This is a genomic window from Microbacterium awajiense, from assembly GCF_039536545.1.
Taxonomy (GTDB): Bacteria; Actinomycetota; Actinomycetes; order Actinomycetales; family Microbacteriaceae; genus Microbacterium; species Microbacterium awajiense.
Window position 1 is genome coordinate 39,452 of the sequence record NZ_BAAAYU010000001.1, and the last position, 18,494, is coordinate 57,945.

Sequence of the window (18,494 nt, forward strand, 5' to 3'; positions counted from 1 at the left end):
GCGAGCCGATCGCGCGACTCAGCCGCTCTTGCGGCGGAATTCGCGCTTGGTCGAGGCCGGGCCGTGGGCCTCGTGGATCGCCGAGTCCGCGTCGAGATGCGCCTCGCCGTCGCGCTGGCGCGCGTTCTTCTTGTCGAGCGCTTCCTTGAACTTGCGCTTCATCTCGTCCGATGCCGCGCCGGCCGGATTGTCGTCGGTGCTCATGTCCCAACCCTAGACCCGCCGTCCGAGCGGGCGCAGGAGGGCGCCCGCTGATAGGATCGGTGGGGTTGCCACTGTGGCATCCGCTCAATTTCACATCGAGCTCATGGAGCGGACCCGGCAGGAAGCTGGTCCCCTGTGGTGGACTCCCGGCACGTACACGCATCCGGTGGTCTTCGACCGGTGGCCAGCGCAGGCGGTCTTCGCACATACGCGCGCGCGCCCATATCTGCTGCCCTGCTCCTTCATGAACGCTCGCCTGCCACACGGGCCGGCGAGCCTAAACAAAGAAGGAGAGACCTCTTGGAAGGTCCTGAAATCACGTTCGCCGAAGCCGTCCTCGACAACGGACGCTTCGGCACCCGCACCGTCCGGTTCGAGACCGGGCGCCTCGCGCAGCAGTCGCAGGGAGCGGTCGCCGCTTACCTCGACGAGGAGACGATGCTGCTGTCGGCGACCAGCGCCGGCAAGCACCCGCGCGAGGGCTTCGACTTCTTCCCGCTGACCGTCGACGTCGAAGAGCGCTCGTACGCCGCGGGCAAGATCCCCGGCTCGTTCTTCCGTCGCGAGGGCCGTCCCTCGACCGACGCCATCCTCGTGTGCCGCCTCATCGACCGCCCGCTGCGTCCGTCGTTCGTCGAGGGACTGCGCAACGAGGTGCAGATCGTCATCACGGTGCTGTCCATCGCACCGGGCGAGTTCTACGACGCGCTCGCGATCAACGCCGCGTCCGCGTCGACGCAGATCTCGGGCCTGCCGTTCTCGGGCCCGATCGCCGGCGTGCGGCTCGCGCTCATCCCGGGCCACGGCGACCACGCCGACCAGTGGGTCGCGTTCCCGAACGCCGCGCAGCTGGAAGAGGCCGTGTTCGACCTCGTGGTCGCCGGTCGCGTGCTGCCCGACGGCGAGGTCGCGATCATGATGGTCGAGGCCGAGGCCACCGAGCACAGCTGGAACCTCATCAAGGCCGGCGCCACCAAGCCCTCGGAAGAGGTCGTGGCGCAGGGTCTCGAAGCGGCCAAGCCCTTCATCACCGAACTGGTCGCGGCGCAGACCGTGCTCGCCAACAGCGCGGCGAAGGAGATCCAGCACTACCCGGTGTTCCTGCCGTACTCGCAGGAGACCTACGACTTCGTCGCCGAGCGCGCCTACGACGAACTCGTCGGCGTGTACCAGATCGCCGACAAGATCGAGCGTCAGAACGCCGACGATGCGATCAAGGATCGCGTGAAGGCCGACGTCGCCGCAGCCGTCGAGGCAGGTTCGCTGACGGATGCCGCGAACTCCGAGTTCTCGGGTGCGTACAAGGCGGTCACCAAGAAGATCGTGCGCGGTCGCATCCTCTCCGAGGGTGTCCGCATCGACGGTCGCGGCCTCGCCGACATCCGTCCGCTCGACGCCGAGGTGCAGGTCATCCCGCGCGTCCACGGCTCGGCGATCTTCCAGCGCGGCGAGACCCAGATCCTCGGGGTCACCACGCTGAACATGCTCAAGATGGAGCAGCAGATCGACTCGCTGTCGCCCGTGACGCACAAGCGCTACATGCACCACTACAACTTCCCGCCCTACTCGACCGGCGAGACCGGCCGCGTGGGAAGCCCGAAGCGCCGCGAGATCGGCCACGGCTTCCTCGCGGAGCGGGCCCTGGTTCCGGTGCTGCCCACGCGCGAGGAGTTCCCGTACGCGATCCGTCAGGTCTCCGAGGCTCTCGGCTCCAACGGCTCGACGTCGATGGGCTCGGTGTGCGCCTCGACCCTGTCGCTGCTGAACGCGGGTGTGCCGCTGCGCGCCCCCGTCGCCGGCATCGCCATGGGCCTGGTCACGGACGAGGTCGACGGTCAGACCCGCTACGCCGCCCTCACCGACATCCTCGGCGCCGAGGACGCCCTCGGCGACATGGACTTCAAGGTCGCCGGCACGAGCGAGTTCGTCACCGCGATCCAGCTCGACACCAAGCTCGACGGCATCCCGTCGTCGGTGCTGTCGGCGGCCCTGCAGCAGGCGCACGACGCGCGCCTGACGATCCTCGGTGTTCTCAACGCCGCCATCGACGCGCCCGACGAGATGGCGCCGACCGCCCCGCGCGTGATCAGCGTGCAGATCCCGGTCGACAAGATCGGCGAGCTCATCGGCCCCAAGGGCAAGACGATCAACGCGATCCAGGACGAGACCGGCGCCGACATCTCCATCGAGGAGGACGGCACCGTCTACATCGGCGCCGTCGATGGTCCGTCGGCCGAGGCCGCCCGTGCCCAGGTGAACGCGATCGCCAATCCGACCAACCCCGAGATCGGCGAGCAGTTCCTCGGCACGGTCGTCAAGATCGCGACCTTCGGAGCGTTCATCTCGCTCCTGCCCGGCAAGGACGGCCTGCTGCACGTCAGCGAGGTGCGCAAGCTCGCCGGCGGCAAGCGCGTGGAGAACGTCGAAGACGTGCTCTCGGTCGGACAGAAGCTGCTGGTGCGCATCACGAAGATCGACGACCGCGGCAAGCTGTCGCTCGAGCCGGTCCTCGAAGAGGCGGCCGCCGAGGCCCCGGCCGAAGGCTGATCCCGCTTCGCAGCGACGGATGCCCGCCCTTCCCACACGGAGGGGCGGGCATCCGCGTTTCGTGCCATCGCATGCCGGCGGAGCCATGCGCTGTCCGCCGTTCGGGGGACAGACCGCGGTGCGTGGCGGGCTTGTGATCCAACCGTTATGCGATGTTTACCGGTTGTACGTCTCATTGACCGGATGTGGGGTGGGCAGGCTCTAGCCTGCTAGTACGCGTCGGGGGGCGCGGGATCCAGTGGTCGCGAGCACTCCGAGACGGACGATCGCGAGGGGGTGGGACACATGGCACAATTCGGCGTCGACTCGAAGAGTCCGGTGACGCTCGGTCCTGCCCTGCCGGTCGATGCGGCCGTCGACGCCGCCGTCGACGCGAAGGCCTCGCATCCGTCCGCGCCGATCCCGGTGCAGGGTCGCCCGATCGGCGAAGCCGTACGGGTGCCGCTCGGCGAGGGGGGCCCCGAGATCTTCCCGCTCATCCTGGGCGGCGCCGAGTTCGGCTGGAATGTCGACCTCGAGTCGAGTCATGACATCCTCGACGCCTACGTCGAGTTGGGCGGCAACGCCGTGCACACGGCGGACAGTTTCGCCGGCGGCCGCAGCGAGCACATCATCGGGCAGTGGCTGCACTCGCGCGGGCTGCGCGACGAGATCATGCTCGCCGTGCGCGTCGGTGGCCACCCCGACAACCCCGGTCTGGGATCGGTGAACCTGGTGCGCTCGGTCGAGGCATCCCTGCGACGCCTGGGCACCGACCATGTCGACGTGCTGTACCTCGATGCCACCATCGATTCCGAGACACCGCTCGAAGACACCCTCGCCACCGCCGAGTGGCTCGTCGAGACCGGCAAGGCCCGCGCGCTCGGCGCGATCGGCTACTCGGCCGCGCAGCTCGTCGAAGCGCGGATCTTCTCCTCGGCGGGCTTCCCCCGCATCAGCGTGCTCGACGTGCCCTTCAACGTCCTCCGACGGCATGAATTCGATGACGACCTGCGTCTGGTCGCGGGCGCGCAGGCCCTCGCCGTCACCCCGTCGCACGCTCTGGAGCACGGCTTCCTGTCGGGTCGGCACCGTCGGCGCGCCCGCGGCGGACTGTCGGTGCGTGGCGCACAACTGGCTGCGAGCATGAATCGTCGCGGTACGCGCACGCTGCGTGCGCTCGACGCGGTCGGCGCCGAGCTGGGCGTGCCCGACGCCGCCGTCGCCGTCGCGTGGCTGCTCGCACAGCGCCTGGTGACGGCGCCGATCGTGAACGCATACGCGGCGCAGCACATCGAAGAGCTCGTGCAGGGGGTCGGCGTGCATCTCAGCCGCGCGCAGCTGGCCGACATCGCTCGCGCCGCCGAGTGACGTTCCACAGCCCCGGCACGTCGGTCGGTGCTCTGACGTAGGGTGGTACGCGTGCCGTTTCCGGCACATGGACCCCGATGGAGTGACCGAGCGTGACGCACTATCTGTACCTCGTGCGGCACGGCGAGCATCAGGATGCCGAGCACGGCCTCATCGACGGCCCCCTCTCGCCCCGCGGTGTGCGGCAGGCGGGGTTGATCGCCGATCGCCTGTCGGGAGTGCCGTTCGACTCCGTCTGGCATTCACCGCTGGAGCGCGCGAACCAGACCGCCCAGGTCGTCGCCGAACGTCTGCCGTCCGTGTCGCCGAGGCCGTCGTCGCTGCTGTTCGACTGCGTGCCGACGGGGATGACCCCCGACACCCCGGCCGCGTACGAACCGTTCTTCGGTGCGGTGACCGAGGCCGAGATCGACGCCGGTCAGGCGCAGATGTCCGACGCGGTCAGCGAGTTCCTCGCGCGCAAGCGCGGCGAGGTGCACGAACTGCTGATCACGCACAACGTCGTCATCGGCTGGTTCGTGCGTGAGGTCATGCAGTCGCCGGCATGGCGATGGATGACCCTCAATCAGGCCAACTGCGGGCTCACCGTGCTCGCCCAGAAGCACGGTCGCCCGTGGACGGTCCTCTCGCACAACGACATGGCCCATCTGCCGGTCGAGCTGCGCACCGGACTCCCCGAGGACTACCCGGTCTGACCCCCGCCCACGGGCTTCGCATACCATCGGCTGGCGTTGGGGTTGTCGTTGTACGGATCGGTGGGTGCGAACCCCGCACGCGCATACAGCGCGCCCGCGGCGACGAGGGAGTGGTGCGTGTCGAGTACGAGCTCGCGGGCGCCGAAGTCGAGGGCCCGCTGTTCGAGGTCGTCCAGCAGAAGTCGCCCCCAGCCGCGGCCGCGCGTCTCGGGTTTCAGGTAGAGGTGCTTCACCTCGTACCGCCGCCCGAGCGGTCCGTCGGCGAGGTGCCGGATGCCGCCGCATCCGACCGGCTCGCCGTCATCGTCCTCGACGACGACGAACACGCCCGCGGGCGGCGTGAACACCGCGACCTCCGGGAACCGGATCGAGTACACCACGTTCTGATCGGCGAAGCCCGCCTGCCGTGCCTCGAAGTAGGCCGTCAGAAGCCCCCGGGCCACCGGATCGTCGACCGACATCGCGCGCAAGCTCACCACGAGGCCAGCGTACGACCTGCTCGATGTGCCCAACTCCTGCAAACCGTGCGGCAGCGGCCACGACACGCCGTCACGACGACCGCCCGGGCGCCGGATTGCAGGAGTTGGGCTCGTGCGGCGAGAGGAGCCCGCTGACCGGCCACGCCTAGGATGGTTCCCATGACGACGCGCGTGGCCATCGTGGGCGGCACCGGCAAGCTCGGCGGCATCATCCGCGACGTGGTCGAGGCCGAAGACGGGTTCGAGGTGGCGGCGATCCTGACCTCCTCGTCGAGCCTCGACGAGCTCGACGGTGCGGATCTGGTGGTGGACGCCTCCATCCCGGCAGCGTCGATGGACGTCGTGCGAGCCGCGATCCAGCGCGGGCAGAACGTGCTCGTGGGCACCTCGGGGTGGTCGAGCGAACGCATCGCGCTGATCCGCTCCGCCGTGAAGGATGCCGGAACCGCTGCGGTGTTCATCCCGAACTTCTCGCTCGGATCGGTCATCGGCTCGGCGCTCGCGGCCGCGGCCGCGCCGTTGTTCCCCTCCATCGAGATCGTCGAGGCCCACCGCGAGACCAAGATCGACTCGCCCAGCGGCACGGCCGTGCGCACCGCCGAGGTCATCGCCGCCGCGCGCAGCGGCGTCGGTCCGGTCGCCTCTCCGCATGTCGATCAGCGCGCCCGCGGCCAGCAGGTCGCGAGCGTGCCGATCCACTCGCTGCGACGGCCCGGGGTCGTCGCGCGCCAGGAGGTCATCCTGGCCGGCCCGGGCGAAGCACTCACGATCACGCACGACACCGTCGATCCGGCGCTCGCCTACGCCCCCGGCATCCGCATCGCCCTGCGCGGCGCGCGGGAGGCGACCGGCGTCGTGGTGGGCCTCGACAGCTTCGTCGACATCGGGCTGCGCAAGCCCCGCGCGACGGCCGACGCGCCGGTGTCGGAGAAGGGCGTACCCGGGCAGGTCGCCCGCGCCACCGGCGCATGAGCGCGCGCATCGGCGTCGCTGTGATGGCGGTGCTCCTCGCGCTGTACATCGTGCTCGTGGGGCAGCGTGCGGTGCTGCTCGTGCTCAGCGGCGACCCCGTCGGAATCGCCATGGGCGTGGCGCTCGTCGCCCTTCCGATCATCGCCGCGTGGGCGCTGGGCCGCGAGCTGTGGTTCGGACACCGCGCCACGCGATTGGGTCGGATGCTCGATGCCGAGGGCGGCCTGCCCGAGATCGACGTCGCCGTGCGCCCGAGCGGTCGGCCGGTGCGCGACGAGGTCGACGCGCTGTTCCCCGAGTTCCGCGCCGATGCGGAGCAGCATCCCGACGACTGGCGCTCGTGGTATCGCCTCGGCCTGGCCTATGACGGGGCGGGCGACCGTCGACGCGCGCGCGAGGCCGTGCGCACGGCGATCCGCCTCGAGTCCGCCGAGCGTCGCAGCGGCGTCTAGGCCGGGGCGGGGACCGCCGCGGCGACGGCGTCCTCGACCGTCGAGTGGGTGAACGCGAACCCGGATGCCTCGAGCACGGCGGGCACCACGTTCATGTCGGCCGTCAGGATCGCCTCGGTGGCGTCCCTGCCCAGCACGAGCTTCATGCCCCACTCGGGCGCACGCACCAGGAAGGGACGGTTCATGCGCACCGCGAGGGCGAAGCCGAGGTCGTTCGCCGTCGCACGCGTGGGACCGCTGAGATTGACCGGACCTTCGACATCCGTGTCGATCACGTGCCGGATGGCCGCGATCTCGTCGACGAGCGAGATCCACGGCCACGCCTGCGTGCCGCGGCCGATCGGGCCGCTCAGGCCGAGTTTCGTCAGCAGGAGCAGGGGCTTGAGAACGCCGTCCTCGTGCACGACGGGCGCTGTGCGCAGCAGTGCGACGCGTGTCTGATCGGATGCCGCCGACGCGGCCGCCTCCCACTCGCCGCACAGGTCGGCGAGGAAGGTCTCACCGCGCGGCGCGCTCTCGTCGAGCCGCTCGCCCGGCGCGGATCCGTAGTAGCCGACCGCCGACGCCGAGACGAACGCCGGCGCGCCGTCGCCCAGCTCGCGCAGCGCACGCGCGATCGCGCGTGTGGGGACGATGCGCGACCACAGCAGCGTGTTGCGATAGTGCGCCGTCCAGGGAAACCGGCCGATGCTCGCGCCGTTGAGGCACACGACGGCCTCGGCTCCGTCGAGGACGGCCGGATCGAGCGTCTGCGTGTCGGTGAGCCACTCGGCTTCGTGCGCGGTCCGGGCCGGGCGCCGCACCAGCGTCGTCACCTCGACTCCGTCGTCGCGCAGGCTGTCCACCAGCGCGCCGCCGATCAGACCGGAGGCTCCGGCCACGACGACCCGTCGAGGGTCAGGCAAGCGTCGCCTCGAGGGTGATCTCGACGCCGGCGAGTGCCTGCGAGACGGGGCATGCGGACTTGGCCTCGGCCGCGATGCGGGCGAAGTCCTCAGGGTCGATACCGGGGACGACCGCGTTGACGTTGAGGTGACTGCCGGTGATGCCGGTGCCGGGCTTGAACGTCACCGAGGCGGTCGCGTCGATCGACTCCGGGGGAGTGCCGTTGCCGGCGAGAGCGTGCGAGAGCGCCATCGAGAAGCACGCCGAGTGCGCTGCGGCCAGCAGCTCTTCGGGGGTCGTGGTGCTCGTCGAACCCTCGCTGCGGGCCTTCCAGTTCACGTCGAACGCGCCCAGGCCCGAAGACATGAGCGTGACCGCGCCGGATCCGTCGGTCAGGGCGCCCTTCCAGGTGGTGCTCGCTTCGCTCGTGACGGTCATGTCGGCCTCCCTCGTCGGCTGCCCCGTGACGGGGCTCATCGCGGTCAGCCTAACGGCGACGGATGCCGCGGCGCGACGGGTTGACGCGCGTGCCCTCGCGCGTGTGAGCGCGACCGTATCAGGCCCGCGCGGGGCGTTCGCGGCCGACGACCCCGATGCGCTGCAGCAGCAGGTAGAGATGGCATCCGAGGCACACTCCGAACGCGGCGTTGAGGAACGCGGCCACGAACGCCATCGCGGCGGCGATCACGAGAGCCCACGGCACGGCGGCCAGGTGCAGCACGAGGCCGATCCCCACGACGGCGAGTCCGACGCCCTGCGCGAATCGCGGCGGACGGGGGTCTTCGAATTCGGTGGGCTCGGCCAGGCGCGGCGCGACGGCCCGACGGTAGAGCACGGCCCACGGCGCCGTGCGCGGCGACAGCACGCCCCACAGGAACAGCAGTGCGATGGCCAGCAACAGCAGGAACGCGGGGTCGGCGGCGCGCTCTGCGACCGATGCGGCCGCGATCGGGCCGGCGGACAGGCCGATGAGTGCGAGGAAGACGTCGACCAGCAGCAGGGCCGACGTGATGGCTGCGGCGAAGCGAGGCCCGCGGGCGTCGATTCCGACGGACTGCGCGTCAGGCATCGACTGCCGCCATCCGCGTCAGCTCGAGCTCGACGACGTGCCGACTGGGCGTGCCGCCGAACCGCGTCTGCACGACGCCGTCGCCGTCGAGCACGAGAGTGGTCGGCGTCTGCAGCACGTGGAAGTGCTTGGCGATGTCGGGTCGATGGGTGAGGTCGATGTCGAGGTGGCGGACGCCGTCGTGCGCGTCCGCGATCTGCGAGAGCGTTCGGTGCACGCCCGGGCACCGGGCGCACAGCTCGGTGCTGAACTGCAGCAGCGTCGCGACCTCACCGAGGCCGTCGGCCCCCAGCCGCTCGGGCTGGATGACCTCGTGCTCGATGTGGCGACTGGGCCGCCCCTGGCGCCAGCGCAGGTAGGCGCCGACGCCGGCGGTCGCCGCGAGGAGCGCGGCGACGAGGAGGAGTGCGGTGAGAGCGGTCACAGCCATCCAGGATAACTGCGTGCGGCTGAATGCATCCCGGATGCGCGAAGTATGACGCGTCGGCACGACCGGTCGCATCCGCACGCCGATCACGCCCGCCGCCGTCGCACGACGGTATCGTGACAGGCGTGACCGTGCCGACCCCGTATGAAGACCTGCTGCGCGACGTGCTCGCCGAGGGGACGCACCGCGACGATCGAACAGGCACCGGGACGACCAGCGTCTTCGGCCGGCAGATCCGCTTCGACCTCTCCGAGGGCTTTCCCCTCATCACCACCAAGCGCGTGCACTTCACCTCGATCGCGTACGAATTGCTGTGGTTCCTTCGCGGCGAATCGAACGTCGGCTGGCTGCAGGACCACGGCGTGACGATCTGGGACGAATGGGCGGATGCCGACGGCGAGCTCGGACCCGTCTACGGGGTGCAGTGGCGGTCGTGGCCGACGCCCGACGGAGGCCACATCGATCAGATCGCCCGGGTCGTCGAGCAGATCCGCACCGATCCCGATTCGCGCCGCATCATCGTGTCGGCCTGGAATCCCGCGGACATCCCCGACATGGCGCTCGCCCCCTGCCACGCGCTGTTCCAGTTCTATGTCGCCGACGGCCGGCTGTCGTGCCAGCTGTACCAGCGCAGCGCCGACATGTTCCTCGGGGTGCCCTTCAACATCGCCTCCTACGCGCTGCTGACGGTGATGATGGCCCAGCAGACCGACCTCGAGCCCGGGGACTTCGTGTGGACCGGCGGTGACTGCCACATCTACGACAACCACCTCGAACAGGTGCGCGAACAGCTCTCGCGACAGGCCTACCCCTCTCCGACGCTGCGGCTCGCCCGCAGACCAGAGTCGATCTTCGACTACCGGTACGAGGACTTCGTGGTCGAGGGCTACCAGCACCACCCGGCGATCCGGGGCGCCGTCGCCGTATGACCGTCGGACTGGTGTGGGCCCAGGCCCACGGCGGCGTGATCGGCGCCGACGGCGAGATGCCCTGGAACGTGCCTGAGGACGCGGCCCACTTCCGCGCGGTCACGTGGGGAGCCCCCGTCGTGATGGGCCGCCGCACGTGGGAGTCCCTTCCCGAGCGGTTCCGCCCCCTTCCCGGACGGCGCAACATCGTCGTCACCCGTCGGCCGGACTGGTCCGCCGACGGCGCCGACCGCGCCGGTTCTCTCGATGAGGCGCTCGAGGCCGCCGGCGACGGCGAGGTCTGGGTGATCGGCGGCGGGCAGATCTACCGGGAAGCGCTCGACTGCGCGGACGTGCTCGAGGTCACCGAACTCGACCTCGAGGTGGAGGGCGACGCTTACGCCCCCGCCCCTGACGGCTGGAAGGTCGTCGCCGCGGATCCGCCGGACGGGTGGCACACCTCCACCACCGGCATCCGCTATCGATTCCTGACCTATCACCGAGCAGGGGAGTGAGCACATGGTCATCGCGCTGATCACCGGCGCCAGTTCGGGTCTGGGCGAGGAGTTCGCCCGTCAGCTCGCGGGGCGCGGCGCCGACGTCGTGCTCGTCGGTCGCGACCGCGTGGCGCTCGAGCGCGTCCGCGGCGAGATCGTCGATCGCTACGGTGTGGGCGTCGAGGTGCTGCGCGCCGACCTCACCGACGGCCGCGACCGCGCGCGGGTGGTCAAGCGCCTGTCGGATCGCACCCGGCCGATCGAGGTGCTCGTCAACAACGCGGGGTTCGGCCTGCCCCTCGCGTTCGAGCGGAACGACATCGCCGACGAGGTCGCGCACCTGCAGGTGCACGTCGATGCGCCGATGCGCCTCATGCACGCGGCGCTCGAGCCGATGCTCGAACGCGGGCATGGTCGCATCATCAACGTCGCGTCGGTCGCCGCGTTCATCCCCCGATCGACGTACGGTGCGTGCAAGCGCTGGCTCGTCGACTTCAGCAGCTGGGCGAACGCCCGGTACGGCCCATCGGGGGTCACGGTCACCGCCGTGTGCCCGGGGTTCACCCACACCAACTTCCACGAGCGGCTCGGCGCCCCTCCCGGAGAGGAGGGCGTGCCCGACTGGATGTGGCTCGACGCGCCCGACGTCGTGGCCCAGGGGCTGCGGGATGCCGCGCGCGGCAAGCCCGTCTCGGTGCCGTCGCTGCGCTACAAGGCGCTCGTCGCGCTGACCCGCTTGGTTCCGCCGAGCGTGGCGGCAGCGGTCGGCGAACGTGGCCGATAGCCCGCTAGCCTGGAACGCATGACGCACACGGGCAACCCCTTCGGCCAGGTGCTCGTCGCGCTCGTCACGCCGATGACGGCGGATGGCGAAGTCGACTGGCCCGCCGTCGAGAAGCACATCGACGACGTGGTCGCCGCGGGCGCCGACGGCATCGTGGTCACCGGCACCACGGGTGAGACGTCGACTCTGACGGATGCCGAGAAGGTGCGCCTCGTCGAGGTCGGCAAGGACGTCGCGGCCGGCCGGGCCAAGATCATCACCGGCGGCGGATCCAACGAGACCGCCCACGCGATCGAGCTGTACAAGGCGAGTGAGCGCGCCGGTGCGGACGCCATCATGATCGTGACGCCGTACTACAACAAGCCCACCCAGGCGGGCATCCTCACGCACTTCCGCCTGGTGGCGGACGCCACCGATCTTCCGGTGATCCTCTACGACATCCCCGGCCGCACCGGCGTGCCGATCCGCTACGAGACGATCCTGCGTCTGGCCAAGCACCCGAACATCCTCGCGATCAAAGACGCCAAGGGCGACTTCAGCGAGGTCAGCCGCGTACTGAACCAGACCGGACTGATGTACTTCTCGGGCGACGACGCGAACGTGCTGCCCCACCTGTCGATCGGCGCCACCGGGCTGATCGGCGTGACCGCCAACATCGCACCGGCGCCGTACCGTGTCATCGTCGACGCCGTCAACCGCGGCGACCTGCACGCCGCGACCGCCGAGCACCGCCGTCTCGAGCCGCTCGTGCGGGCGACCATGACCCACGTGCCGGGGACCGTCGCGGCGAAGTACATCCTGCACGGCCTCGGCCGCATCGGCAGCCCGCGCGTCCGGCTGCCGCTGGTCGGCCCCGAGGAGTGGGAGGCCGCGATCATCGAGGACGAGCTCGCGCTGGTCACAGGTGTCGCCGGCGCCGACTTCTCCGACTTCCGACCCGACCGCAACGCCGCCGCCGGCGGCGCGCTGCCCAAGGTGTCGGGCACCACCCGATGACGCGTCGGCGCACGCGTCGCGCCGCCCCTGCGGCATCCTGAGAGGAACGCCATGCCGAACACCCCCTACGAGCCGCCCGCTCTCGAGAAGGGCACCCTGCGGGTCACGCCACTCGGCGGTCTCGGCGAGGTCGGGCGCAACATGACCGTCTTCGAGTACGACGGCAAGCTGCTGATCGTCGACTGCGGCGTGCTCTTCCCCGAAGAGCACCAGCCCGGAGTCGACCTGATCCTGCCCGACTTCGAACCGATCAAGAACCGCCTCGACGACATCGTCGGCGTCGTGCTCACCCACGGCCACGAAGACCACATCGGAGCGGTGCCGTACCTGCTCAAGCTCAAAGGGGACCTTCCGATCGTCGGCTCCGGGCTGACGCTCGCCCTCACCGAGGCGAAGCTCAAGGAGCACCGCATCAAGCCGTACAGCCTCACCGTCGCCGAGGGGCAGCACGAGAAGCTGGGTCCGTTCGACCTCGAGTTCGTCGCCGTCAACCACTCGATCCCGGATGCGCTCGCGGTCGCGATCCGCACACCCGCGGGTCTCGTCCTCGCGACCGGCGACTTCAAGATGGATCAGCTGCCGCTCGATGGTCGGCTCACCGACCTGCGCGCCTTCGCGCGGCTGGGCGAAGAGGGGGTCGACCTGTTCCTGGTCGACTCCACGAACGCCGACGTGCCCGGGTTCACCCCGTTGGAGCGCTCGATCGGTCCTGTGCTCGACCAGGTGATCGCGCGCGCGCCGCGGCGCGTGATCGTCGCGAGCTTCTCGAGCCATGTGCATCGCGTGCAGCAGGTGCTGGACGCCGCTGCCGCCCATGGCCGACGCGTCGCGCTGCTGGGGCGCAGCATGCTGCGGAACATGACGATCGCCGAAGACCTCGGCTACCTGCACGTGCCCGACGGCGTGCTCATCGACTACAAGAAGGCGCGCGACCTGCCCGACGACAAGATCGTCTACATGTCGACCGGGTCGCAGGGCGAGCCGATGGCGGTGCTCAGCCGCATGGCGAACCTCGACCACGAGATCGAGCCCGGTCCGGGCGACACGGTGATCCTCGCGTCGAGCCTCATCCCGGGCAACGAGAACGCGGTCTATCGCGTGATCGACGGTCTGACCAAGCTCGGTGCGAACGTCGTGCACAAGGGCAACGCCAAGGTGCACGTGTCGGGTCACGCGGCCGCCGGCGAGCTGCTGTACTGCTACAACATCCTCAAGCCCCGCAACGTGCTGCCCATCCACGGCGAATACCGTCACCTCGTCGCGAACGCGCGTCTCGCGCAGGACACCGGTATCGACGAAGGCCGGACGATCCTCGGCGAGAACGGCACGGTCGTCGATCTGAAGGACGGCGCGGCGCGCGTGGTCGGCCAGCTCGACCTCGGGTTCGTCTATGTGGACGGCTCGACGGTCGGCGAGGTCACCGAGGCCGACCTCAAGGACCGCCGCATCCTCGGCGAGGAGGGATTCATCTCGGTCATCGTCGTGGTCGACACCGCCAACGGCAAGATCATCACCGGGCCCGAGATCCACGCCCGCGGGTTCGCGGAGGACGACTCGGTGTTCGACCCCGTCGTCCCCAAGATCGCCGCGGCGCTCTCGGAGGCGGCGCGTTCGGGCGTGCGCGACACGCACGCGCTCTCGCAGGTCGTGCGCCGCACGATCGGCCGCTGGGTCAACCAGTCCCTGCGTCGCCGTCCGATGATCGTGCCGCTGGTCATCGAGGCCTGACGCACAGCCGTAGAATCGCGGCCATGCCGTCTTCGTTCCGCGTCCGCCCCGCGACGCAGGCGGACGGCGCCTTCCTCGGCGACATGGTGGTCGAGGCGGCCAACTGGAGCGAGCGCACGGCTCCTCGGCACGAGGTCATCTCCAGCGGCGACCACAGCCGCTACGTGGCCGGCTGGATGCGACCGGGCGACGCGGGCTTCGTCGCCGTCGACCTGCACGACGAGCCGATCGGCGCCGCGTGGTACCGGATGCTGCCGCGCAGCGCCCCCGGTTTCGGGTACATCGCCACCGGTGTGCCCGAATTGATCATCGGCGTGCGGCCCATCTGGCGTGCGCACGGCGTGGGCCGGGCGCTCCTGCAGCGCCTGTGCGACCATGCCCGCTCCGAGGGCTACGCGCGGCTGAGTCTCAGCGTGCAGCGCGGCAACTTCGCCGTGACCCTCTACCGCAGCGAGGGGTTCGCTGTCGTCGAGCGCGGCATCGGCCGCGACACGATGGTCAAGCGCCTGCGCTGAGCGCTGGGCGTCGACCGCCGAGCCGCACCACGAGGAGGTGGGACGACGGTCCGCCGCGCAATGCCGTGTGGCTCCCGCCGGATGCGGGGGGCCGGGCATACCGTGGAGACCATGGCCAGGAGCTCCAGCCCGACCAGGAACGGTCGCGCGCCCTCGAGCGGTGGTTCGCGCGCCAAGAAGCCGGATGCCGCTCCCAAGCGCTACGTCGGAGAGGACGAGAAGCCGCCCGTGATCGTGCGGGCATGGCTCGGTCTCGCCCACGCGACCGGCGGGCTGTTCCGCGCGTTCGGTCCGGAGACGCTCGAGAAGGACCAGCGTCGCGACGGATTCCCGTTCCTGCTCGTGTTGCTGGCGATCGTCGGCGCGGTCAACGAGTGGTTCCTCATCGGCACCGACGTCGCCGCGACGATCAGCGCCTACACGGTCGGCGGTCTCATCGGCCGAGAGGCGTTCGTGTTGCCGGTGCTGCTGCTCATCCTCGCAGGGTGGATGTTCCGGCATCCGTCGTCGGTGCACGACAACGGTCGCATCGGCATCGGGTTCGGCCTGTTCATCCTGTCGATCGCGGGCTTCTGCCACGTCGCCGGCGGCCGACCGCAGCCCAGCGAGGGGCTGCCCGCGCTCAGCGAGGCCGGCGGTCTGTTCGGCTGGATGGTCGCCGAGCCGCTCGCGATGCTCCTCACCGACGTCGGTGCGTACATCGTGCTGGCGCTGCTGACGGCCTTGAGCATCCTCATCGTCACCAAGACCCCGCCCAACCGCATCGGACGACGACTCGGACAGCTCTACGCGTGGATGTTCGACGCCGAGCCGAAGGAGCCGACCCAGACGCAGGCCGGCGCCGCCGACGAGGCGGAGGATGCATCCGACGGCGTTCCGTGGTGGCGCCGCAACAAGAGCGGGCGCGAGAAGGACCCCGACGACGCCATCGGCTCGCAGGACCTGACCGAGCTGCTTCCGCCGGGTTCGTCGCACGGCGGATTCGAGCAGGCGATCACGCCGCCGGTGCCGCCCGCGCCGGTGATGCCCGACGCCACCACCGAGGTGATCACGCCGGCTCCGTCGGCAGCGGTCGCGACCTCGGCGACCGAGGCGACGGGCCTGCGCGACGATTCGGCGCAGACCGTCGACGACGGGGTGCTGCCGGGCCTGGACGGCATCGGATCGACGGATGTCGGCGATACGCCGCATCGGCCCTACCGCCTGCCGTCGGTCGAAGCGCTCGCCGAAGGCACACCCCACAAGTCGCGGTCGGCGGCGAACGACGCGGTCGTGGCCGCCATCACCGGGGTTCTCGAGCAGTTCCAGGTCGACGCGCGCGTGACCGGCTTCTCGCGCGGGCCGACGGTCACCCAGTACGAGATCGAGCTCGGCCCGGGGGTGAAGGTCGAGCGCATCACGGCGCTCACCAACAACATCGCGTACGCGGTGGCCTCCAACGAGGTGCGGATCCTGGCCCCCATCCCCGGCAAGAGCGCGATCGGCGTCGAGATCCCCAACACCGACCGCGAGATCGTGACGCTCGGCGATGTGCTCCGCTCACCCGCGGCCGACGCGTCCACGCATCCGATGACCATCGGCGTCGGCAAGGACGTCGGCGGCGGCTACGTGGTCGCGAACCTCGCGAAGATGCCCCACCTGCTCGTCGCCGGTTCGACCGGGTCGGGCAAGTCGAGCTTCGTCAACTCGATGATCACGAGCCTGCTGATGCGCGCCAAGCCCGCCGACGTGCGGATGGTGCTCATCGACCCGAAGCGCGTCGAGCTGACCTCGTACGCGGGGGTGCCGCACCTGATCACGCCGATCATCACGAACCCGAAGAAGGCCGCCGAGGCGTTGCAGTGGGTCGTCAAAGAGATGGACATGCGGTACGACGACCTCGCGTCGTTCGGCTTCCGCCACATCGACGACTTCAACAGGGCCGTGCGCGCGGGCGAGGTGGAGGTGCCGGTCGGCAGCGAGCGCGTCCTGAAGCCGTACCCGTACCTTCTGGTCGTCGTCGACGAGCTCGCTGACCTCATGATGGTCGCCCCGCGCGACGTCGAGGACTCGATCGTGCGCATCACCCAGCTCGCGCGCGCGAGCGGCATCCACCTCGTGCTCGCGACCCAGCGTCCCAGTGTCGACGTCGTCACGGGCCTCATCAAGGCGAACGTTCCCTCGCGCCTCGCCTTCGCGGTGACCAGCGTCACCGACTCGCGGGTCATCCTCGATCAGCCCGGGGCCGAACGGCTCATCGGCCAGGGCGACGCGCTGTTCCTGCCCATGGGTGCGTCGAAGTCACTGCGCGTGCAGGGTGCGTGGGTGAGCGAGCCCGAGATCGAGAAGGTCGTGCGCCACGTGACGCGCCAGGCGCGACCGGAGTACCGTGACGACGTCGCGGCGGTGGCCGAGAAGAAGGAGATCGACGCCGACATCGGGGACGACCTCGAGGTGCTGCTGGCGGCCGCCGAACTCGTCGTGTCCACCCAGTTCGGGTCGACGTCGATGCTGCAGCGCAAGCTGCGCGTCGGGTTCGCCAAGGCCGGACGCCTCATGGACCTGCTCGAGTCGCGGGAGATCGTCGGTCCCTCCGAGGGCTCGAAGGCCCGTGACGTGCTCGTCACCGCCGAGCAGCTGCCCGGCGTGCTGGCGAAGCTGCGCGGCGAGGACGTCCCCCCGCAGCCGTCGGCGGCGCCCGCCGACCCCTACTCGGCCGATCCGGTCGAGGCGCAGTTCGCGGATCGTCCGGTGGTGGAGGCCGACGGCGACGAGGACGCGTGGGGCCTCACCGGTCGCGACTGATGCCCCCCTCCCAGAGTTAGGCTCGACGCCATGACGGTGCCCCGGCAGCTGCCGAACACGATCACGATCGTCCGCATCCTGTGCGCCCCGGTGTTCCTGTGGATGCTGCTGGCCGACGCAGGAGCGGACGGTGCGCTGCGGTGGTGGGCTGCCGCGCTGTTCATCGTGGCGATCGCCACGGACGGCGTGGACGGCTGGATCGCACGGCGCTACGAGATCGTCACCGACCTCGGCAAGCTGCTGGACCCGATCGCCGACAAAGTGCTCACCGGCTTCGCCTTCATCGGCCTGTCGATCCTCGGCGAACTGCCGTGGTGGATCACGATCGTCGTGCTGATCCGCGAGATCGGGATCACCGTCTACCGCTTCATCGTCGTCAGCGATCACGTGCTGGCCGCGGCGTGGATGGGCAAGCTCAAGACCGTCGCACAGGCGGTCGCCCTCTCGCTGGCGTTGCTGCCGCTGTGGACGCTCGTCGGTGAGTGGATCTGGTGGGTGAACGGCGTCACGATGGCGATCGCCGTGATCCTCACCATCGCGAGCGGCATCGACTACATCGTCACCGAGGTGCGCGCGGCGCGCCGGAGGCACACGCGATGACCGATGCCGCGGCCCTGCTGGCTGCGCTCGCGGGGCGGGGCTGGACGATCGGAACGGCCGAGTCGCTCACCGGCGGGGGACTGGTCGCCGCGCTGGTCGACGTACCCGGTGCGTCCGCGGTGGTGCGCGGCGGCGTGGTGGCCTACGCGACGGATGTGAAGGCAGGTGTCCTCGGTGTCGACCAGGATCTGCTGGAGCGCGCCGGGCCGGTGGCCCCCGACGTGGCCCGCTGGATGGCCGAAGGAGCACGAACCGTCCTCGGCGTCGATGTCGCGATAGCGACGACCGGCGTCGCCGGTCCCGACCCGCAGGGCGGTGCGGAGGTGGGCACGGTGTTCGTCGCGGTCGCGGTGCCGACGGGCGTGACGGTCGAGCCGCTCAAGCTCAGTGGATCGCGGCAGGAGATCCGCAGCGAGACGACGCGCCGTGCGATCGCGCTCTGCGCCCGCGTGATCGCCGCGCCCTGACCGCCCGGACGGGAACATTCCGTGTTTCATCGCGGTTACATTCCGCGATTCCCACCCATTCCCCAGCGCACGGGATTAGATTGGGGGCACCGGTGTTGTACTGTTGTCCACCCGGACGACGGGCGGAATCATCTC

The 18,494-nt window shown here is 70.1% G+C and carries 20 protein-coding genes; 14 read left to right on the top strand and 6 right to left on the bottom strand.

The genetic code is table 11. The features are described 5' to 3' along the window. Positions 1-18: 18 nt before the first annotated feature. Complete coding sequence (locus ABD663_RS00190) at positions 19-204, bottom strand: DUF5302 domain-containing protein (RefSeq protein WP_344735799.1); 186 nt, start codon at positions 202-204, stop codon at positions 19-21. Between the two features lie 300 nt (positions 205-504). Here ABD663_RS00190 and ABD663_RS00195 point away from each other — a divergent pair, with 300 nt between their 5' ends. The 3 genes from ABD663_RS00195 (at position 505) to ABD663_RS00205 (ending at position 4,796) form a co-directional block, all read left to right on the top strand. Then, positions 505-2,751 (top strand): polyribonucleotide nucleotidyltransferase, encoded by a 2,247-nt coding sequence (locus ABD663_RS00195; RefSeq protein WP_344735800.1) that lies wholly within the window; start codon positions 505-507, stop codon positions 2,749-2,751. A 285-nt stretch (positions 2,752-3,036) separates the two neighbouring features. Continuing rightward, entirely contained in the window at positions 3,037-4,101 is a 1,065-nt protein-coding gene (locus tag ABD663_RS00200) for an aldo/keto reductase (protein WP_344735801.1), read from the top strand. A 92-nt stretch (positions 4,102-4,193) separates the two neighbouring features. Continuing rightward, positions 4,194-4,796, top strand: a complete 603-nt coding sequence (locus ABD663_RS00205) for a histidine phosphatase family protein (RefSeq protein WP_344735802.1) — start codon at positions 4,194-4,196, stop codon at positions 4,794-4,796. Here ABD663_RS00205 and ABD663_RS00210 read toward each other — a convergent pair. After that, a complete protein-coding gene (locus ABD663_RS00210; RefSeq protein WP_344735803.1) occupies positions 4,784-5,275 on the bottom strand; it encodes a GNAT family N-acetyltransferase in 492 nt (163 codons plus the stop codon). The two genes, ABD663_RS00205 and ABD663_RS00210, sit on opposite strands and share 13 nt — an antisense overlap. Before the next feature lie 159 nt (positions 5,276-5,434). Between ABD663_RS00210 and dapB the strand changes: the two genes are divergently transcribed. After that, complete coding sequence (gene dapB / locus ABD663_RS00215; protein WP_344735804.1) at positions 5,435-6,247, top strand: 4-hydroxy-tetrahydrodipicolinate reductase; 813 nt, start codon at positions 5,435-5,437, stop codon at positions 6,245-6,247. Further along, positions 6,244-6,699 (top strand): hypothetical protein, encoded by a 456-nt coding sequence (locus ABD663_RS00220; protein ID WP_344735805.1) that lies wholly within the window; start codon positions 6,244-6,246, stop codon positions 6,697-6,699. Before dapB ends, ABD663_RS00220 begins: the two co-directional genes overlap by 4 nt. Here ABD663_RS00220 and ABD663_RS00225 read toward each other — a convergent pair. The 4 genes from ABD663_RS00225 to ABD663_RS00240 form a co-directional block, all read right to left on the bottom strand. Then, on the bottom strand, positions 6,696-7,604 hold the full coding sequence (locus ABD663_RS00225) for a TIGR01777 family oxidoreductase (RefSeq protein ID WP_344735807.1): 909 nt from the start codon (positions 7,602-7,604) through the stop codon (positions 6,696-6,698). The two genes, ABD663_RS00220 and ABD663_RS00225, sit on opposite strands and share 4 nt — an antisense overlap. Further along, on the bottom strand, positions 7,597-8,022 hold the full coding sequence (locus ABD663_RS00230; RefSeq protein WP_344736891.1) for an OsmC family peroxiredoxin: 426 nt from the start codon (positions 8,020-8,022) through the stop codon (positions 7,597-7,599). Before ABD663_RS00230 ends, ABD663_RS00225 begins: the two co-directional genes overlap by 8 nt. 118 nt (positions 8,023-8,140) lie before the next feature. Beyond that, entirely contained in the window at positions 8,141-8,653 is a 513-nt protein-coding gene (locus ABD663_RS00235) for a DUF4395 domain-containing protein (RefSeq protein ID WP_344735808.1), read from the bottom strand. Next, positions 8,646-9,083, bottom strand: coding sequence for a TlpA family protein disulfide reductase (locus ABD663_RS00240; RefSeq protein ID WP_425561740.1), 438 nt, complete (start codon positions 9,081-9,083; stop codon positions 8,646-8,648). Before ABD663_RS00240 ends, ABD663_RS00235 begins: the two co-directional genes overlap by 8 nt. 122 nt (positions 9,084-9,205) lie before the next feature. Between ABD663_RS00240 and ABD663_RS00245 the strand changes: the two genes are divergently transcribed. The 9 genes from ABD663_RS00245 (at position 9,206) to ABD663_RS00285 (ending at position 18,359) form a co-directional block, all read left to right on the top strand. After that, positions 9,206-10,009, top strand: coding sequence for a thymidylate synthase (locus ABD663_RS00245; RefSeq protein WP_344735810.1), 804 nt, complete (start codon positions 9,206-9,208; stop codon positions 10,007-10,009). Next, positions 10,006-10,503, top strand: coding sequence for a dihydrofolate reductase (locus ABD663_RS00250; protein WP_344735811.1), 498 nt, complete (start codon positions 10,006-10,008; stop codon positions 10,501-10,503). The genes ABD663_RS00245 and ABD663_RS00250 overlap by 4 nt, the downstream gene beginning before the upstream one ends. 4 nt (positions 10,504-10,507) lie before the next feature. Further along, on the top strand, positions 10,508-11,269 hold the full coding sequence (locus tag ABD663_RS00255) for an SDR family NAD(P)-dependent oxidoreductase (protein ID WP_344735812.1): 762 nt from the start codon (positions 10,508-10,510) through the stop codon (positions 11,267-11,269). Positions 11,270-11,287: 18 nt separating this feature from the next. Further along, positions 11,288-12,265: a 4-hydroxy-tetrahydrodipicolinate synthase gene (dapA, locus tag ABD663_RS00260; RefSeq protein WP_344735813.1), complete on the top strand. Its 978-nt coding sequence runs from the start codon at positions 11,288-11,290 to the stop codon at positions 12,263-12,265. A 51-nt stretch (positions 12,266-12,316) separates the two neighbouring features. After that, entirely contained in the window at positions 12,317-13,993 is a 1,677-nt protein-coding gene (locus ABD663_RS00265; protein ID WP_344735814.1) for a ribonuclease J, read from the top strand. Between the two features lie 23 nt (positions 13,994-14,016). Further along, positions 14,017-14,508 carry a GNAT family N-acetyltransferase gene (locus tag ABD663_RS00270; RefSeq protein ID WP_344735815.1) on the top strand — a complete coding sequence of 164 codons (492 nt, stop codon included), beginning with the start codon at positions 14,017-14,019 and terminating at the stop codon, positions 14,506-14,508. 111 nt (positions 14,509-14,619) lie between these two features. Beyond that, a complete protein-coding gene (locus ABD663_RS00275) occupies positions 14,620-17,292 on the top strand; it encodes an FtsK/SpoIIIE family DNA translocase (RefSeq protein ID WP_344735816.1) in 2,673 nt (890 codons plus the stop codon). A 30-nt stretch (positions 17,293-17,322) separates the two neighbouring features. After that, positions 17,323-17,892, top strand: a complete 570-nt coding sequence (gene pgsA / locus ABD663_RS00280; protein WP_344735817.1) for a CDP-diacylglycerol--glycerol-3-phosphate 3-phosphatidyltransferase — start codon at positions 17,323-17,325, stop codon at positions 17,890-17,892. Then, complete coding sequence (locus ABD663_RS00285; RefSeq protein WP_344735818.1) at positions 17,889-18,359, top strand: CinA family protein; 471 nt, start codon at positions 17,889-17,891, stop codon at positions 18,357-18,359. The genes pgsA and ABD663_RS00285 overlap by 4 nt, the downstream gene beginning before the upstream one ends. Positions 18,360-18,494 lie beyond the last annotated feature (135 nt).

Excerpts from the sequence above, each read along its gene's own strand:
- dapA (WP_344735813.1), top strand. The coding sequence starts at position 11,288 with ATGACGCACACGGGCAACCCCTTCGGCCAGGTGCTCGTCGCGCTCGTC.
- ABD663_RS00255 (WP_344735812.1), top strand. The coding sequence starts at position 10,508 with ATGGTCATCGCGCTGATCACCGGCGCCAGTTCGGGTCTGGGCGAGGAG.
- dapB (WP_344735804.1), top strand. The coding sequence starts at position 5,435 with ATGACGACGCGCGTGGCCATCGTGGGCGGCACCGGCAAGCTCGGCGGC.
- ABD663_RS00265 (WP_344735814.1), top strand. The coding sequence starts at position 12,317 with ATGCCGAACACCCCCTACGAGCCGCCCGCTCTCGAGAAGGGCACCCTG.
- ABD663_RS00200 (WP_344735801.1), top strand. The coding sequence starts at position 3,037 with ATGGCACAATTCGGCGTCGACTCGAAGAGTCCGGTGACGCTCGGTCCT.
- ABD663_RS00240 (WP_425561740.1), bottom strand. The coding sequence starts at position 9,083 with ATGGCTGTGACCGCTCTCACCGCACTCCTCCTCGTCGCCGCGCTCCTC.
- ABD663_RS00235 (WP_344735808.1), bottom strand. The coding sequence starts at position 8,653 with ATGCCTGACGCGCAGTCCGTCGGAATCGACGCCCGCGGGCCTCGCTTC.
- ABD663_RS00190 (WP_344735799.1), bottom strand. The coding sequence starts at position 204 with ATGAGCACCGACGACAATCCGGCCGGCGCGGCATCGGACGAGATGAAG.
- pgsA (WP_344735817.1), top strand. The coding sequence starts at position 17,323 with ATGACGGTGCCCCGGCAGCTGCCGAACACGATCACGATCGTCCGCATC.
- ABD663_RS00270 (WP_344735815.1), top strand. The coding sequence starts at position 14,017 with ATGCCGTCTTCGTTCCGCGTCCGCCCCGCGACGCAGGCGGACGGCGCC.
- ABD663_RS00275 (WP_344735816.1), top strand. The coding sequence starts at position 14,620 with ATGGCCAGGAGCTCCAGCCCGACCAGGAACGGTCGCGCGCCCTCGAGC.
- ABD663_RS00220 (WP_344735805.1), top strand. The coding sequence starts at position 6,244 with ATGAGCGCGCGCATCGGCGTCGCTGTGATGGCGGTGCTCCTCGCGCTG.
- ABD663_RS00250 (WP_344735811.1), top strand. The coding sequence starts at position 10,006 with ATGACCGTCGGACTGGTGTGGGCCCAGGCCCACGGCGGCGTGATCGGC.
- ABD663_RS00285 (WP_344735818.1), top strand. The coding sequence starts at position 17,889 with ATGACCGATGCCGCGGCCCTGCTGGCTGCGCTCGCGGGGCGGGGCTGG.
- ABD663_RS00230 (WP_344736891.1), bottom strand. The coding sequence starts at position 8,022 with ATGACCGTCACGAGCGAAGCGAGCACCACCTGGAAGGGCGCCCTGACC.